The organism is Pseudoalteromonas prydzensis (assembly GCF_011050055.1).
In the GTDB taxonomy this organism is placed as follows: domain Bacteria; phylum Pseudomonadota; class Gammaproteobacteria; order Enterobacterales; family Alteromonadaceae; genus Pseudoalteromonas; species Pseudoalteromonas prydzensis_A.
In genome coordinates this window covers 1-17,780 of the sequence record NZ_DRGM01000116.1, presented here as the reverse complement: position 1 = coordinate 17,780, position 17,780 = coordinate 1, and the positions used below count along the sequence as shown (strand labels likewise).

Genomic DNA, 17,780 nt, shown 5'->3' with positions numbered 1-17,780 from the left:
ACTGTAATTATACTGCCAATTACAATTAAGTATTTATTTGAAATCAAAAGCCATATTCACACATAAATAGATTCTGGGTATAAGACAAACGTATAGTAGTTGCTAAGTTGCCATAATAAGTTTGCGCTAGCGTAGTAAACGCAAAAATTGGCAGCCAACAAAAACAGGATCGCACAATAATCATACAAACAACAACTATAAATGAATATTGAACGGGTTTTACCTTAATCACCATCTAGTATGAAATTGGCTTGTGGTAACAGCAACCATCTAATATCGCTCACCTTTAAACTTTTTCATCATACTTAACACTGAACCAAAAGCAGTTATAAGCCTAAGTATCTGCTATTTATTAAAAAATCCTCAGCCCGGGAGCTATACTTGTTAGTATATTAAATTTACTATCCAGATGTGCTTACTATTAACAAGGAAACGAGTGTGCTGTCGCGTTTGTATGATTTTATGCCGGGTCTGAACACGTTATTTCACTACGAACGAAAGTGGTTTGCGGATGATGTAAGAGCCGCGCTATCTGTTGCCGCTGTTGCTTTGCCAGTTGCGATCGCCTACGCACAACTGACCGGCGTAAATGCCGCCGTAGGCTTGTATTCATGCATATTACCAATGATACTTTATGCCCTGTTTGGTAGCTCGAAACAACTCATTGTTGGCCCTGATGCAGCAACCTGCGCCGTTATTGCCGCTGTAGTCACGCCTCTTGCCGCTGGCGACACTGTTAAGCATTGGCAATTGGTTGTCACTATGACCGCCATGACTGGCTTTTGGTGCTTAATTGCCAGCAAATTTAAATTAGGTGTATTGGCCGACTTCTTATCTAAACCAATCTTAATGGGCCTATTGAACGGGGTTGCCATTACTATTATTGTTGGTCAGTTTTCTAAAGTATTTGGCTTTACCTTCGATGATAAATATTTGCTCGAACGATTAGGTGGCGTACCCACCTATTTAGCACAAACCCATATCCCAACCTTATTGATGGCGTTATTTACAGTTGCTGTTTACTTTGCCATGAAACGGCTTAAACCGACTTGGCCGGCATCCATGTTTGCTATCGCATTTGGCGCCGTACTTGTGTGGCTTTTTAATTTAAAGCAGTTTGATATCAACACTATTGGCACTGTAACCGGTGGCCTCCCAGTGTTTAATACGCCTATTTATGATATTGGTGTTATTCGTGAGCTTGTCGTACCGGCACTTAACTTAGCAATCGTCAGCTTTGTTAGTATGATGCTAACCGCTCGCAGCTTTGCCGCTAAAAATGGCTACGACATCGATGCCGACAAAGAATTTAGAGCCTTAGGCATTGCTAACTTTGCCTCGGCCTTATCACAAGGTTTTGCTGTCAGTGGTGCTGATTCTCGTACCGCAGTCAATGATGCCACCGGCGGTAAAACGCAATTAGTATCCATCATTGCAGCGGGGATCATCGCCATCATTGCTTTGTTCTTAACAGCACCGCTTGAGTTTATCCCCAGTGCAGCATTAGGCGTTGTGCTAATTATTGCTTCTGTCCACTTATTAGACTTAAAAGCCGTCTGGCAATTAAAACGTAAAGATAAACATGCCTTTTATCTTGCCTTGGCAACTTTGTTTGCCGTGCTATTTATTGGCGTAATACCAGGTATTACCCTAGCGGTATTACTTGGTTTATTTCAGTTTATTCGCACCGTAATGCGCCCAACAGACAATATATTAGGTGTTGATATTAAAGGTGTTGTAAGAAGCCTTGATGCCACTGATAAAGCAAAAGCAGTACAAGGAGTGTTTATTTATCGTTTTAATTCTCCGTTAACTTACTTTAATGCCGGTTACTTTAAACGTCGTTTGCTAGAGCAATATGCGCGGCAAAAGGACGACATCCACTGCGTTATTATCGATGCCGTGCCCTGCTTCACCCATTTAGATTTAAGCGTGATGGCCATGCTCACCGATTTAGACGTGATCTTTAAAAAGCGTGATATTAGGTTGGAAATAGCAGGCAGAAAACGACAACTCCTGTCATGGTTTGAAATTGCCGGTATGGCATCCGGTAAAGAAGGCATCTACGTACACTCAGATCTGTATATCGCCTTACAGAAAAACAGCGTCAGTCAATCAAGCGCAGCAGTAAACGAGTTCGACACTGCAGAGGTAAAAGAGATCAGTACGCAATAGCGATTAAGGCTTATGGGCGCTCCCCTTCAGCCTAGCAACAATTGCTTGTATACAGGTATCTTTATCGACAACCCATAAACCATAACTTATAGGTAGCATTTCAATATTGGCGCGATTAAATAGTTTGTAAGTATCTAATTCAAAAAAGTCAGCCCAAGGTCCGGGGTAACCAATCAGATCAACTGCTAAATACCGGCCATGATAACGACATAAAATATCAACCTCAGTCCCCGCTACAGCATAACCAGGCCATGTTTCTATCTGTAATTTCATCAGCTCTTGTGTTACATCGCGTTGAAAGTCATCGATATCGGATAGACATGTATGAACGGCTGCAAACTCACTTATCGAACCTAAGTAACGCCTTAATAAATAATGTTCTGGTAACTGTGCTTCATCGATGGATAAAAATAAATGCTGTGTTTGTCTTGCCCGCGTTATGGTCACGTTAAAAACATCTGCTTTATTTAAATATACTGCCGCACGTTTTGCATCATTATCCACCGCAAAAGAGATCAATATAATATCGCGTTCCTCCCCCTGAAATCCAAAAGGGGTGGCGGCTCTTAGCTTATGTCTAATAATTTCGGCTTCACTGAAATGGGCGTCTATTTGCTTAGCAATAAAATCTGCTTGGCTTCGAAATGGCGAAACAACCCCTATACTGTGATACACACCCGTTTCTCGATCAGCACTCATTTGCTGCTTTATGCTCGCGATCACAGCACTCGCTTCGAGCTGATTGACGCCATTTTTATCTCTTTCCCCATTAACACGCTGTATAAATAAATTACCGCTGCTGGTACATGGGCGATGTTGCATTACCTTTAACTTTGCTTGATAAAAATAGCGATTACTAAAATGAATTAACTCAGGTTTACTTCTAAAATGTTCATCTAAAAAGGCTAATTGCTGATCGCTATTGAGCGCATTTAATGTTAAATCTAAAATTGAATTATCACGATAACTAACAACCCCCTCACTAGAGAGTGACAGTTGATTCTTCGCGCGAAGCTGAGCCTCTTTTGATTTTGCTAAAAAAGAGTAATGCCTTAATTGCTTTGTATCGCCAACCACCAACGCTCGTTTTGCACGAAAAAGTGCCGGTAAACAACTGCTAATATTGCACTGTGTTGCTTCATCGATAATAACTAAATCAAACATTTGCGGCTTTAAGGGTAATACCCTATACAGCGAATTCAAACTTACTAACCACACAGGAAACGCCGCTAGCAATGATGAGTATTCTATATTATCAAACAGCTCAAACTGCCTTTTAGAAGTACGACTGCGAATAGCCTGATTAAAAGCCTGCAACGATTTACGCTGAGTTTTAACTAATGTCCGCAAATTAGTATTCTTTAACGCGGTTAAATAGCGACTCGCCAACAACTCTCGACTAGTTTGTTGTGCATTAATTTGCTCTAAAGCAGACCACTGTTTGGCTAGCTTTTTAATGCTGCGCTGAGCCCATTTTAGATATAAATTGCTTAACCATTGCATATCTTTATCTTCAAGCTTTTTAAGCCGTTGCCCGCGGATTATCGCTTTGCGACAAAACTTATCAAAACGTTGTTCTAAGTCAGTGAGTAATGCATTTTGGGCTTTTAATTCTGATTCAAAAATAGCTGGGGCTTTTTGCTGCTCATCTGCTAAATACCCAGACAATAAGTCAGCAATATAATCTTTTAGTTTTTTTAAGAACTCTTTTTGCCCAGCCCGAATTGATACTTCACTTAACGCAAAGTTTTCATTCAGCTTATCGGCAATCACATCAAGTGCAGGGTCATTATTTGCGACAATGAGCACTGATTCTCCACGCGCCATGTGTTCAGCTGCCACCGCGGCAATTGTATAACTTTTCCCTGTACCAGGTGGCCCTGACACACAGCCTAAATGCGCATTAGCAGCGATCGAAATAACTTTCTTTTGCGGTGCAGACAATAAGCCGGGTAAGTAGTCGTACTTTAACGCTTTAGTACTTTTGAGCGGCGCATCACCTGCAATTAAAGCGCTAATTGGGGGTGGAAGCGTTTTTGAGGCCGTTATTTCTTCAAGCTCGTGGAGTACCCCTCGACTGCTGGTTGAGCGCTCCACAAACACCAACATTGACGCAGGTAACAGTGTTGCGGTGCGACTTTTTATGGCTGTTTTTATTTCATCAAAATTGGCAAGTTCTGGGTAGTTTAAAAGCGTTAATACATTTAACGCAACGGGACTTTGTTTTAGTAATGAGGTCCAAAAGTAAGCAGACTGGATATCTGCTGTTTCATCAAGAAGTTCAGCTTCAGGCATTAACAACTGGGTGAGTGATTCATTAATTTCAGGTTGAGAGTCAATAACCGAAAAATAATAATCATCATTGTCTTTTTCTATCGCGGCTTCATTATATAAAATCGGTGAAACAACTTGTTTTATCTCACCTTTTATCTCAAGTTTAGCAACCAGTATAAATCGTACATATAACAAAACACGTTCGCGTTGATAAACCTCAATACGCTTCATCATTGGCTCAGCAAACTGTTGCGGTATTGGCAGCCGGGCTAAAAACCCCGATCCTAAGTCATCTCTTCCTTCTAGTACGAAGCGATCTTGTTTTTTTAATTTACTCAAATCCCATAGATTTAAATCAGCGCTATCTTCTTTGTAGCAATCGCGATAGTAACTCAGTACGTTTTGCTTACTCACATTTAAATTCCATTTCAATTTTCGAGCTATTGTTAAATCATGCCGAGGTCTTTAAATAAGTTATAAAAACTCGTTAGGCCTTTTTCACAAACTTTGCCGTTACCATCATTTCGCCTACGCCATCAACTTTGCAATCAAGTTGGTGATCTTTTGCATCTTTGATCCAGCGGATCACCGCTTTGCTGCCAATCTTTATTACTTGCGAGCTGCCTTTAATTTTTAAATCTTTAACCACAGTGACTTTATCGCCTTCAGCCAATAGCGTGCCGTTTGCATCTTTAACAATAACTGCATGTTCTAATGCATCATTAACGGGGTCCCATTCATGTGAACACTCAGGGCAGATCAGTAACGATTGATCTTGGTAAACGTATTCAGATTGGCAGTTAGGACAAGCAGGTAACGACATAATAACACTCTGTAAAAATCATTCTGCGGCTATGGTAATTGCTCAAGCAAAGTTTGTCTAACTGAATACGCTTACGAATACGGCGGTGTTTATTACTTGGAATATTCCTCTGATTATTCTAGTATCTAGTTGTCCAAGCATATAATTTGTATATAAATGAAATCATTTCCTTCGTTATATTTTGCCAACCTTTTCTTAATTATTGGCACCAGCTTACTTACCACCTATTTAGCCCTTTATTTAGGGCAGCATGGTACTTCAACCTTGTGGATAGGTTTGATGACCTCATGCTACTACCTAGGCTTATTACTGGGGGCTAAGCTTGGCTATCACCTTATAAAATCGGTCGGCCATATTCGAACCTTTGCCGCCAGTACTGCCGCTGTTATAGCGTGTGTGGCGGCACATGGGGTAAGCGATAACATCTATGTCTGGCTTGGCCTGCGACTTTGCGTGGGCCTTGGGATGATGTGTAATTACATGGTACTGGAAAGCTGGCTTAACGAACAAGCGGCCCCTGAGTCACGTGGGCGGGTGTTTTCGTTTTATATGATCACCTCATATTTAGGCACCATCTTAGGCCAGTTTGCCTTAGCTGAATTTCCTGAGCTAGGCTATGCACCACTCTTTTTAGTCTGTATGGCGCTGGCTATTGGTATTATTCCCATTTCAATCACTCGTCGAATTCACCCCAAACCATTAAAGCCGATTCAAGTAAGCGTGTTTGATTACTTTAAAAAAGTGCCGCAATCTATGACTGCGGTGCATTTTGCTGGCATTATTAATGGCAGTTTTTACGGCCTTGCGCCTACCTTTGCCAAGCTCTCAGGTTTTAATTCATCTGAAATCGCCATTTTTATGTCTGCCACTATTTTAGCCGGTTTATTAGCACAATGGCCGATGGGTATGTTATCTGACCGAGTACGTCGTAGTGTGCTATTACGTAGTAATGCAGTCGCCATCTGCGTGGTCAGTCTTGCCTTGTTTTTACTGCCTATTTCGCAAACACTGGCTTTTATACTGACATTTATGTTCGGCTTGTTTGCTTTTACTTTATATCCATTGTCATCGGCTTTAGCCAACTCCCGGGTTGAAGATGAAGAACGCGTTGGCGTATCCTCTGCACTGCTAGTTGCCTTTGGCGCGGGGGCGGCCCTTGGCTCAACCGCTAATGCGCAGATCATGAGTTATTTTGGCCATCAAGCTTTATATGCGTCACTTGCTACATTAACAGTGGTGATGTATTTATTGCTTACCTTCATCAATTCAAAGCAAAAAGTAGAGCAACCAGAGTCGAGTGATTACGTGGTCGGGACGTCTGATGTTACCAATTCGCCACTGGCAGCGACCATGGATCCGCGCATCGAAGAAACCACTGCCCACGACCAAATGTTGGTGGTCGATGACGTGGATGATGAATATGAAGAAGATAACGATGTCTCAGAAGGAGACAATCCGCAAGGGGATCTTTTTAAAGATCTACAAGAGTCAGAGCTGAAGAAATAACGTTTTATTTTCACTCTAATCAAGCAGGTAACATCGTTTATTTACCTGCTTTGCTTTTTATTTTAAATAACTGCCCTCTTTCTCACCTGCAACTTTAGAGTCTGTACTTCTATAAGGTCGATTGCTGAGCAAAGGTTTTCTGGGATGTGTTTAGATAAATGCAGCTAAGTAACCTGAACGCTGGGTAATAAATCTATCTCCAGCGGCTCTTTTCAACGCTAACTGTGTGGAATTTACTTGCCATAGGCCCGTTAAAGATCAGTTAGGCTCAGAATAGCTGCAAATTTAAGTTATCTCTAATGCAATTTTTTTGGCCCTTGGCGGACCAGTTCTTTGCCATTTTCAAACACATATTGCGTTACCCAACGACCTAACAACAACTTATGGTTATCATCAAGCACCGCTACAAACGGGCGGCCATTGCTGTTATTGGTCGCTAAAGCCACCCCCGCTACGTTCTTTAAACCCAAACCGCCATTATCAACCAATCGTAAAAATGCTGCTAACTCTTCAAGGGTGTCGATTATATCGTTATCGTTGATCATAGTGTTTACTCTGTTACTACTTAATAGAGGAAGGATAGCAGTTTATGAAAATAGGCTCTAGAGGCTGATTAAAAGTTAAAGATGAGAGTTAAAGCCCTAATCAACGTATTTATTTGCGCTCGCGCAAGATACATAAGATAGTAGCCTTTGCATCCAGATTGCTATAGCTGACTATAATAGGACCCCCATGATCAAACAACTTTTAACAACGAGTTTAATATTATCTTCCTTCAGTGTCTTAAGCGCTAACTTAACGGTTGAAGAGCAGCGTATTGAAAAAGCCAGCACTGCGATACCGCAAGTTTTAGCTGCATTTTCTGAGGATATAGCTCAATTTGAGCGAAGCTGGAAGAATGTGAAAAGCTATAAGCAGGCAACTGACCTACTCCATGATTATTCAAGCCAACTATGGCTCGCTGCGAAACAGCGCATTATAGCAAGTAAAAGCTATGATGATCGCGAACTTTACTGGGCACGGTTACTGTCAAGCAAAGTGATCCGCACCACCAACCCTGATTTTCCACTTACAACAACAGAGCAGCATGCGCTGTTAACGATGTTAGAAAACGGCAGCCGTGGCCGCACCGATTTAGCCTATTCTAAAAACACCAATAAAAAGATCTTATTAACTGGCTTTGACCCGTTTTTACTGGATAAAAATATCAATCAAAGTAATCCATCCGGTGTTGCTGCATTATTACTCGATGGCCAAGTGATCAGTTACCAAGGTATCACAGCCGAAATCAATACTGTGATGGTACCCGTGCGTTATGAAGATTTTGATCAAGGTATTATTGAACAGCTGCTTGCGCCCTATTACGCACTTAATAATGTAGACATGATAGTGACTGTGAGTATGGGTGGTAAAGAGTTTGACCTTGAACGCTTTCCGGGTAAACGCCGCAGCGTAACCGCTCCCGATAACGCCAATATTGTTTACGGTGGCACACAAACAGCGCCGCTTATTCCAAGCTTAAATGACCGCCTACTGCCGGGCAGTGAGTTTGTGCAGTTCAGCTTGCCCGTTACGCAAATGCAGCAAGCCCAAGGGCAATTTAAGATAAATGATAATCACAACGTAATTACCCTTGAAAAAGCCTTTGCGCCGCAAACTCTCGCAGAGTTAAAAGATGCCATTGCCGTAAAAGGCGGTGGGGGTGGCTACTTATCGAATGAAATATCATACCGCAGTATTCGCCTGCGGAACGAGTTAAACTCGGACATTCCTACAGGGCATATCCACACGCCGCGTATCGCACAGTTTGAACCTGCAACAGAAGCAAAAATAGTGAAGCAAATTAAAGCAATGCTAGAGCAAAGTTTAGTTGCACTTTAAAACTGCAAATCAGCTTTCCCCTGTTATTAACCTACACAACTCGCTTTTAAAAAGAGCTTAAACGATAAGAGTAAAGCCACTAATCAGTGGCTTTACATTCACTAATCGTAATTAATATAGCTCAAATACAGGTTTGCCGTTGTCATCGTATTTCACTGCAAATACACGGGCATGGCGGTTTGGATCATAAAGCGGATCTTTTACGATCTCCTCAAGCGGGCGAGTGTCTGTTTTTGGCACAACACTTGGTTCACCAACGGCATCTTGGTAATCACGTGCATGATAAACACATAACGGTGTTACATCGTCTTCCGCGACAGTAAAACAGTTATGACCTGGACCATAAATCTTCTTATCAACGTCGGTTTCAAGCACTGGCATGCGTGTTTTAGTCCATGAATTGCGATCAAGCAGATCTGCATTTTCATCGGCTTCCATATAACCCATACAATAACATGCACCTGTGGCACTGGCTGAAAATGCAATAAATATTTTGCCATTATGTTTTAATACCGCTGGGCCTTCGTTCACCCAAAAGTCCACACGTTCCCAGTCATAATCAGGGGTTGTGAGCATAAACTGCACTGTTTTTAGTTTAATGGGCGATTCCATCTCTGCTAAATACAAGTTAGATGCAGCAAATTGACCACCGGTTTTTTCAGCCCAACAAAAGTAACGCTTACCGTTATTTTCAAAAATAGTCGCATCCAATGAAAAATCAGTGAATGACTTATCGTCGCCCTCTGCTGCTTGCATCATACCCAGCTCAACCCACTCATCATTTAGTGGATCTTGACCTTTACATTCAAGCACGTACGGGCGCAGTGCCCAAATATCGCCCTCTTCGCTGGCTGCAAAATAGATATACCATTTGCCGTCTAAGTAATGGATCTCAGGTGCCCAAATATGACGACTCATAGGACCGCTCTCGTGCTTAAACCAAACATCAACCGTTTCTGCGTCTTTAAGGCCATCTAATGTTTTTGATTTTCTCAGCTCAATGCGATCATAAGTTGGCACTGAACCTGTAAAATAATAAAAGCCATCATTGTGCTTATGCACAAATGGGTCGGCACGCTGCTCTACTAATGGGCTATTTGTTTGTATTGTCATCATTCAACCTGATTGTTAATTTTGATTTGTATTATTTTATTACTTTTAATGTAAAACACAAATATAACACTATTTTTAACAAACTGTGAAAGCAATTATAAACTAAAACTTTGAGTGACCAGTGAGCAAAAAGCAAGCACTTTGGGGTTAACTGTTGACACAGATAGCTAAGCATTACTATCACCAGCAAAGCCATAAGATTAAACCACCCGAGCTTAGCGATTACACTCTTACTGCTATCCCAACCCCTAATTAAGTTTACATATTTATTAACGCTTACTCAGAAAATAAGTTTTTCGTCATACATGTCGCCCTATCCCAAACACCGATAAATTAATTATTAAATATCAACAAAATAATAGTAAATCATAATGAAAACTTATTCTGTAGCGGTTTTATTTTATTTACCAATGAATTTGACAGCGTTGTCAACTGCGTGCTAACTTCATTGCAATGTTAAAAAAATGATAACCAAAAGTTGCGAAAAGCTGAGTTATCAGCTCGCTAATGCTGCACTAAAATAATAAAGTAAGGAAAGTAAAAATGAAGAGCACCCTGATTGGGTTTAAACCCAGCAAAACGTTTATTGCTGTATCACTTGCTACTAGCGCTGTTATTTCAAGCAACGCTTTTGCCGCAAGTTGTGACGGCATCAATACCTACCCAAGCTTCCCGCAAGTAGACTGGCAGGGCAATCCTAGTCATGCTAATGCTGGTGATTTAATGCAACATGAAGGCAGTGCTTACAAAGCTAAATGGTACACAAATTCAATTCCAGGTAGTGATGGTAGCTGGGGTTTTGAACATGTCTGTGGCAATGAAACAGACCCTACAGATCCAACTGATCCAACAACGCCTACAGAGCCGACAGATCCTAAACTGGGAGTGTTATGCAAAGATTACACGCTTTGGGCGCCGGGAAGCGTAGCAAAAGCAGGGGATATACTCGTTAATGATGAGTATATTGCCTATACGGCAAAGTGGGAAACATCTTCACGCCCTGGTAGCGATGATACGTGGAACTGGACAGTAAACTGTGATGGCACCGAGCAAGGCACAGCACCACTGCTGTCATTACCGAATGCAAAAGATCCTGTCAGCTTAAAAATGCCAGGCTGGCCAAGTGACTTTGTTGTTGCAAGCCCTACCTCAACGGCGCCTGCCCATCTTACTGTTGATCTAATTAACAGTGCTGATTTAACTGATGTCACTAAACTTACCAATGATTTTGTGGCAGCAATTACGCAAGCTGCACAAGCTGGCACTACGTCTATCATGCTACAAAGTGATGTACTTGATAATATAACCTTAGATAAAGGGCTATCTTTAGGCGCGATAAGTGTTAAACAAGCTTTAACTGACGCCTTAGCGACAACAAATAAAAGCAGCAGTATCGACGTTGCGGATATTGACGCCTTAACCGATGACGCCATGGGTTGGGCGCAGGCTCAAAACTTGATTATGACGGCACTCGCACCTAATGCGACCTTTGGTTGGTCATTAAGCATTGGTGACTTTGCTTTTGATAGCCATTCGGGTAAGCGTTCAGTATGGAATGCTGCGTCAAAAGCAACGGCTGATTTACTAGATACACTCTCGCTGTATAAAGGCGCGTCTAAAGCTGACTTTATCGCCTTTACTAAATCAAGTAGTTCAGCGAGCTTAACCAGCGATCAGTGGCACAACGCGCTAGAGTTTGTTAAACAAGTCACTGACTTTGTGCAAGCACCTGCCATACTATCATCAGTGCCTAGCGCGCAAGCGACAGCCTACTTTATGGGTAACACCCTAGGCGAAAGCAATATTCGTAAAGCCGCACACAGTAATCTATTTGCTATCTTATTTGATACTGACAGTGCTGATTTAACAAATAAAATAACCCGTTATCAGAGCAGTCCTGTACCGCTGTACTATGTTGGTACGCCAGCAAATGTGACATCACTGACCAGTATAGCTTCACTAAACAGTGACTTAACTAATGCTGAAACAGTGATGGATAGTGAAGTATTCTTATACGAAACACCTAATTCAACTTGGGTACCGTCAACTATCTATAAGTGGGCTGACTTTTTAACGGGCCTAAACTCAATGCATAACGTGGGTGTAGCTGGCGAAAAGTTCTGGCTAATCGACAGCACTGCTGACGATGCCACCAATGCACTATACGCTAAAGTGGCGATTGCAGCATTTTTATCACAAAGTATGCAAGAAACCATACGTTTCGATGCCTGTGACGAGAACAATTGGTCTGAGGTAAAATACGGCGCAGCAGTCGACTACCCTATGACCGCAAGCTGTGGCCAATTAGGCCAAAAGTATGCTGATTACGGTACTCATCCAGTGTCAGGCAACGACCATCCTTACTCATGCCCTCGTGATGACAAAATGGAACAAACAGCCACCACACACGCTAAATGGTATGGTGCACCAGCCCCAATCTTTGTTGCCCCAGATGCAGTACTTGCCGAGCAAGGCTTGTTAGTTAACGGTAAAGTTGGTCGTTGGACCAATGCCGGTCATTGTAATACTGTGCCAACCGCAATCGATACCTCTAAACAGGTTTACGAACGCGGCGAGTGTAAGCAGTATGTCGGTCAAAAAGCGGGCAACTTTATTTGGGATGGCAGTGATGAAAGTGTGCAAGGCTGTGGTTGGTGGGGTCGTGGTGTAATTCAAACCACAGGTCGCCAAAACTTCGGTACTTTAAACCACTTTGTTGGCCGCTCACATGTTGACCCAGATACCATAGGTACGACTATTGATGGCACAACCGTCGCCCCAGCACCAGAAAGCCCGTTATATGCCGACTTAGATTTATGTTCAAACCCAGGGCTGGTATGTAGCTCAGAAGAGCACAAAGAAATTAAGTGGATTGCCGGTTTATTCTTTTGGGTAAACTCAGTACAAGCATACAGTAATGAAGGTGGCCCATACGCCGATTGGAACTATCACGCCGAGCTGAAAAAGTATGTTGATGGTGGCTTGCAAGGCACCGCGTTTGTTGATGCTGTATCTGGCATAGTAAATCGTGGTTGCCCTGATGATCATTGCCCAGTCAGTGGTGAAGTACATGCGATTGAAGAGCGTCGCGCTAACTTTAAACTTGTACTACAAAAACTAGGTTTAAACCCGCTTTAAATAAGCGGCGTAGCATAAAACAACCTCACAGTACGAGCATAATATACCTGCTGATTAATAATCAGCAGGTATATTTATTTACCCACACCTTATTTTTTAAATATATTAATGACATAAAGCCACTACGAGTTAATATCATAAAAATAAATACGGGTATTAAAGTCTACAGCTTTCAAAACCTTGAGGCGCTACAGTAAACATATAAGCGTAGCATTCAAGCCAAGAGCTACAGCTGCTGCACTAAGCTATTAACGACTAATACAATCGACTCAGCTGCATTAATAATAATCCAGCTGAATTGCACGCCGCTTACTCACGTGTGTGTTTCATATTGCGAACCACTGGCTCAGGGACGCCTTCAGCGCCTTTATCAGCTTCTTCTGGCAGTTTAATTGGTGTTAGCTGTTTATCAATCGGTATATCTTCTAATCGACGCAGCGTATTGACCTGAATATGAGGCCACAACGTTGTTTCACCACTTGAACCAAACATGAACTCAAAGTCGACTATCTGCTCGTATTGCAGCTGCTCTATCACCTTGAGCTTGCCATTTTCATCTTCAACTTCTAGTTCTTCTAACCACATACGATGTCGCATCCGAGCAACTCGACAATAGCGTTCAATCATCACATTATTAACGGTTGCCCCTTGCACGCCAGTGTCGTGTTGTGAGTCTAATTCTATTAAATCAAATTTCTTGAATTTAAGATCTTTATTGGCATCAGTAAGCAGTAGGTTCGGTTGCACTGTATAAGGGTATTTAGCACCAAATTGATCATAATTAAATATACGCTGAAAGTAAGCACGCGCACTATTAAGCCCGCCACCTTCTTGGTCTTCACGCGGGAGCGCTGTCCACTTCGGTTTTTCGCGCGAGCCTGCGATTAAATCTCGTTCAGGATTCATTCCCATTGTCGGTGAGATCGATAAAGACGCTTGCTGCCACAAGTCGCTAATATGTGGAGCAACGCCCTCATTGCTACTGTGTGCAACCTTGCCAGTTAAATGAATGGTAGTACCATGCGGGATCACCCCTGAACGAGAAATAGAGTGTGGAGGTACAAACTGTGGCCCAAGTTCTCCAGCGCCCATAACAGGATCCGCGGCATCAACCTTTACCGATTCTGCGCTTGATGAGTGTTTAAACATAGTCGGTGGGTTTTGCTCGGGGCTATCTGCTTGCCAAGGCATAGTGTTGTCGCCCAACCATAAATACATACCATTTTCAAAATGCTGTAGCACGTTGTCATTATCAATAATCGCCGTTTCATATTTTACAGCACCATTAAACTGCTCGTTAGATCCTCCACGGTTGCGAACAGGCGCATTCACGCAGGTGAACTTAAGTTGTTCTCGGTATTGTTGAGATTTAAAATGGAAAACGCCAAAGATTGTTTCCGAGGAAGTGCCCGGTGATGGCATGCATGTCGTATGTAATCCTCTCGGCCCACCTTGCCAATTTACCCATGTACCATGCAGCTTAGATAAGATCCCGAACTGCGCCCCAGTAGGCTGGCTTTCTTGCCATTCTAGGTATGGTTTTACAGAAGATACTTGTGATCCCTTGGTCATTTTACTCTCCCTCATTTTATAATGTTTCCGTTTAAGCAAAAGCAGCTTTCCTGCCTGTGTATGAGCGATAAAAAGATAAGTCATAAAACAGCGCATATCTATTACAACGCATTACATACACCGAAACCAATAACCATTAGTAGAGTTAGTTAACTGACCACAGAGCATTTAAAATGCGATTTAACCTGATATTAATTTAAGCCACAATCAAAGTTGTTGGCAGTCGACAAGCTCGGTTATAATCGGTTTTTATGGCTATATTTTTAGCCTCTAACTTGGATCACTACGATGAAAAAACTCTCTGCAGTGCAAATAAAACAACAAGCACTGGTACTCAATGTTGCTGATACGATAGAAAAACAAGCCCTTGCTGATATGCCTGGCATGTTGCAATGTTGGTTTGATGTGGAATATCACTTATTTCCGGGCTCTTTGCTAATGTGTTTTCAATTTGCAAATGAGCAAGCATTAGCAGCGGCAGAGCCCGACCTATTAAAGTGGCAAAAGCGTTTAAGCGGGGCAATGTTAAAAAAAGGCGTGATTTTAAAAGATATGCGCAAACATTTAGTTTTCACCCTAAAAGGGCCTGATGATTAAAATGATAAAACAGGACAGGTATATGTTAATACACTTGGCCTGCCCCATTTTATTTTTATGCCACTTTTCAGCGCTTCAATAATTTAATTAATTGCTCATCATCCGTTTTCCTAGCAAGACGTCGGTATTTATTATAACCCTCTGTATTATTAGATAGTTCGTACAATTGCGAGAGCCGGTAGTAAGCCCAATATAAACTGGGCAAAGAGGTATTTAATTCACTTTTACTGTAATTAGTTAACGCCTCAATACCTAATTGAATATTGGTCTTACTAAACACCGCATTGCGACCAAGCTGATATAAAATATTCAATTTTAATGAACTCATAGCATCGCTATTGTTTAGCGCCTTTAAAAACTGCTGATGGGCGTTGTCAAAGTCCTTATTTTGTTGATAGAGCAGCCCTAATTCATAAGCGATTAACGCCACGTTTGCTGGGGTTTGCTCAAAACTAAGAAGCTTTTTTTCCAGCTCTTTGCTACTTTTTGTTTGCTTATAGAAGGCGAGTTCAGCAATAAAGCCTTGTGTTTTATCACGCAACATTATTTCTTCCACTTGCTTAAACGCACGTTCTTCACTGCCACCCGCAATCGCTGGCGCCCCTAGATAAAAGTTAACTAAACCTTTTCTGTAAGTTATATTATCTGGGGCTAATAAAACGGCTTTTTCCATACAGGCCAATGACTTTTCTGCATAACTCAGGGCTTTAAAAAATGCCAGTCCAGCTTGCCTGCCCATAATTCTGCCGCAATAAAATAACGTTAAATGATTATTAGGGTACTCTTGCAGTAGCTTATTAATTAACGACTCGGCTGCATCTAAATCCTCATCAATAAGTGCTATAGCTTGTTGATTCAATTTATCGATTTCTGTAGTCGCTTTTGCCATTGAGCAAAATGTCGTTAACAATAAGGTAAAAATCACCACGTGTTTCATCATGTATTCCCCCTATTGTTAGTTTGCATATTTACGAGAAAGGAAAAAAATAAACAACACACCAATAACTCCGGGCGCTATCCAAAACGCCAATTGCAGATACCCTGATGAGGTAAATATGTGTCTACCGCCAAAGGAAAGAAAAGCTGTAAAGGCTGCGATCCCCGAGCCAATGTAGCCCCCTAAATGCTCAACGAGCCAATCGCGAGGTTTAATCTGACGCTTAAAGGTAAAATGTAAATTTGTCAGCGAAATAAATATGCCTAACGGCCCAAATATCAACATTAAGATATGCTGATCAATCATACCGCGCCAAAAAATAGCAATGCCACTCATTAATAAAACACCGGTTATCAACAACTGAAAAGGGCTTTTGAGGCGTTGCCGATCGACTTTAGCTGTAAGCACCAGTTTACCATAACGCACTGCCACTAAAGTCAAAATAGACAAATGCAAAAGCAATACCGCAAACCGTACAATACTTTCGCGTACTTTACTGTTATCAACATCAGCCGTAAAAGCGGCCGGTTTTACCAGCTCAGGGATCAATATTGACAGTGATGCCATTAAAATACCGGAAATAACAACACCGTACATTGATATAGAATACCAATTGCCAAATTTTTTATGTCGCGGCGAGCCCTTTTTACTAAACGCAGGAAACCAAAATAAAGTTAACGCGCAAATACCTATGGCTATATGCGCTGCTAAAATAATTTTAAATACAACATCCATTATAAATAACCCCTCAATAAAACAGTTATCTATAGTATGTAAAATTACCAACAGGGATGAGAGTGCCAAAAGTCACGTTTTTTATCGCAATGGGTTTTATGCGGCAAGTGAATGGGCTTTTGTGAAGTGGGTGGGGTTAGTCGCGGTTTTATATGAGTCCTATCTCGATAGCTTTTAAGACTGCTCTGGTTCTATCCCTAACGCCAAGTTTTGCCAGTATATTCGACACTTGGTTTTTCACCCTGCCTTCGGATTTATAAATAGCCTCAGCTATTTCGCGATTACTGCAGCCTGCAGCCATAAAACGTAATATTTCGATTTCTTTTACCGTCAGTGCTTCTTGGCTTAAGCTATCAAATTGACTGTCGTTAGTCGTCAAGTGCTGTACTACACGCTGTGAAATCGCAGGTTGAATTAAGGTTTGACCGCTATGCACCACCTCAATTGCGTCAACTAAGGTTTCTAATGACACATCTTTAAGTAAGTAGCCCTTTGCACCCGCCTGCAAGGCCCCAGCAACAAGCTCGTGATCATTAAACGTGGTTAGCATAATAACCGCAGGACAGTGGCTGCGTTGCGTGCTCTGGTGCAATTCATTTAAGGTATCAATGCCTGACTTAACGGGCATTCGAATATCCATAAGCACAACATCTGGCTGCATATCTTTAATCAGCGTTAACGCTTGGTCACCATCCGCGGCCTCACCAATAACATCGATCACGTCAGAGAGCAGCAATAAACTTTTAATGCCTGAGCGCACCAACATTTGATCATCCACCAGCATGACACGAATTTTCATAATGGCTCCGGTAACCTTATGTTTGTAACAAATCCACTCGGTGTGAGTGCAAAATCAACGCTACCACTGAGTTCATTAACCCGTTCTTGAATGCCCTTTAAGCCATTACCATACACGAGTGACTTGGTGGTGTTATGATGCGCATTGTCAAAAATAGTCAAATAAAGAACTTTATCTTTATCAGTAAGGTTAATCGTAAGCTCACTCGCTTGGCTATGTTTGAGTGTATT

Annotated in this window: 13 protein-coding genes and 1 pseudogene; 5 read left to right on the top strand and 9 right to left on the bottom strand. The window is 41.8% G+C overall.

All coding sequences use genetic code 11. The annotated features are described in order from the left end of the window. Window positions 1-438 precede the first annotated feature (438 nt). Complete coding sequence (locus ENH88_RS10620) at window positions 439-2,175, top strand: SulP family inorganic anion transporter (RefSeq protein ID WP_304182219.1); 1,737 nt, start codon at window positions 439-441, stop codon at window positions 2,173-2,175. 3 nt (window positions 2,176-2,178) lie between these two features. Here the strand turns inward: ENH88_RS10620 and ENH88_RS10615 are convergent, their stop codons facing one another. Together ENH88_RS10615 and ENH88_RS10610 are read right to left on the bottom strand one after the other, a co-directional pair. Continuing rightward, complete coding sequence (locus tag ENH88_RS10615) at window positions 2,179-4,863, bottom strand: DEAD/DEAH box helicase (protein ID WP_304182218.1); 2,685 nt, start codon at window positions 4,861-4,863, stop codon at window positions 2,179-2,181. 73 nt (window positions 4,864-4,936) lie between these two features. Then, window positions 4,937-5,272 carry a zinc ribbon domain-containing protein YjdM gene (locus ENH88_RS10610; RefSeq protein ID WP_304182217.1) on the bottom strand — a complete coding sequence of 112 codons (336 nt, stop codon included), beginning with the start codon at window positions 5,270-5,272 and terminating at the stop codon, window positions 4,937-4,939. Window positions 5,273-5,428: 156 nt separating this feature from the next. Here ENH88_RS10610 and ENH88_RS10605 point away from each other — a divergent pair, with 156 nt between their 5' ends. Then, window positions 5,429-6,778 (top strand): MFS transporter, encoded by a 1,350-nt coding sequence (locus ENH88_RS10605; protein WP_304182216.1) that lies wholly within the window; start codon window positions 5,429-5,431, stop codon window positions 6,776-6,778. 296 nt (window positions 6,779-7,074) lie between these two features. On the opposite strand, the gene ENH88_RS10600 is transcribed toward ENH88_RS10605, so the two are convergent. Next, window positions 7,075-7,323, bottom strand: a complete 249-nt coding sequence (locus ENH88_RS10600) for a hypothetical protein (protein WP_304182215.1) — start codon at window positions 7,321-7,323, stop codon at window positions 7,075-7,077. A 187-nt stretch (window positions 7,324-7,510) separates the two neighbouring features. On the opposite strand from ENH88_RS10600, the gene ENH88_RS10595 reads away from it, so the two are divergent. Further along, window positions 7,511-8,659: a hypothetical protein gene (locus tag ENH88_RS10595; protein WP_304182214.1), complete on the top strand. Its 1,149-nt coding sequence runs from the start codon at window positions 7,511-7,513 to the stop codon at window positions 8,657-8,659. A 111-nt stretch (window positions 8,660-8,770) separates the two neighbouring features. Here ENH88_RS10595 and ENH88_RS10590 read toward each other — a convergent pair whose 3' ends face one another. Then, complete coding sequence (locus ENH88_RS10590; protein ID WP_304182251.1) at window positions 8,771-9,772, bottom strand: family 43 glycosylhydrolase; 1,002 nt, start codon at window positions 9,770-9,772, stop codon at window positions 8,771-8,773. Window positions 9,773-10,315: 543 nt separating this feature from the next. On the opposite strand from ENH88_RS10590, the gene ENH88_RS10585 reads away from it, so the two are divergent. Then, window positions 10,316-12,910, top strand: a complete 2,595-nt coding sequence (locus ENH88_RS10585; protein WP_304182213.1) for a cellulose-binding domain-containing protein — start codon at window positions 10,316-10,318, stop codon at window positions 12,908-12,910. A 309-nt stretch (window positions 12,911-13,219) separates the two neighbouring features. Here the strand turns inward: ENH88_RS10585 and ENH88_RS10580 are convergent, their stop codons facing one another. Continuing rightward, entirely contained in the window at window positions 13,220-14,482 is a 1,263-nt protein-coding gene (locus ENH88_RS10580) for a peroxidase, FMP-type (protein WP_304182212.1), read from the bottom strand. Window positions 14,483-14,770: 288 nt separating this feature from the next. On the opposite strand from ENH88_RS10580, the gene ENH88_RS10575 reads away from it, so the two are divergent. Beyond that, entirely contained in the window at window positions 14,771-15,079 is a 309-nt protein-coding gene (locus tag ENH88_RS10575) for a hypothetical protein (protein ID WP_304182211.1), read from the top strand. Window positions 15,080-15,146: 67 nt separating this feature from the next. Here ENH88_RS10575 and ENH88_RS10570 read toward each other — a convergent pair whose 3' ends face one another. The 4 genes and pseudogenes from ENH88_RS10570 to ENH88_RS10555 form a co-directional block, all read right to left on the bottom strand. Further along, window positions 15,147-16,019, bottom strand: coding sequence for a tetratricopeptide repeat protein (locus ENH88_RS10570; protein ID WP_304182210.1), 873 nt, complete (start codon window positions 16,017-16,019; stop codon window positions 15,147-15,149). Window positions 16,020-16,034: 15 nt separating this feature from the next. Continuing rightward, window positions 16,035-16,751: a hypothetical protein gene (locus ENH88_RS10565; protein ID WP_304182209.1), complete on the bottom strand. Its 717-nt coding sequence runs from the start codon at window positions 16,749-16,751 to the stop codon at window positions 16,035-16,037. A 148-nt stretch (window positions 16,752-16,899) separates the two neighbouring features. Beyond that, on the bottom strand, window positions 16,900-17,550 hold the full coding sequence (locus tag ENH88_RS10560) for a response regulator (RefSeq protein WP_182757952.1): 651 nt from the start codon (window positions 17,548-17,550) through the stop codon (window positions 16,900-16,902). Beyond that, window positions 17,547-17,780: pseudogene (locus tag ENH88_RS10555) on the bottom strand (histidine kinase); the annotation flags it as partial. The gene ENH88_RS10560 and the pseudogene ENH88_RS10555, both read right to left, overlap by 4 nt.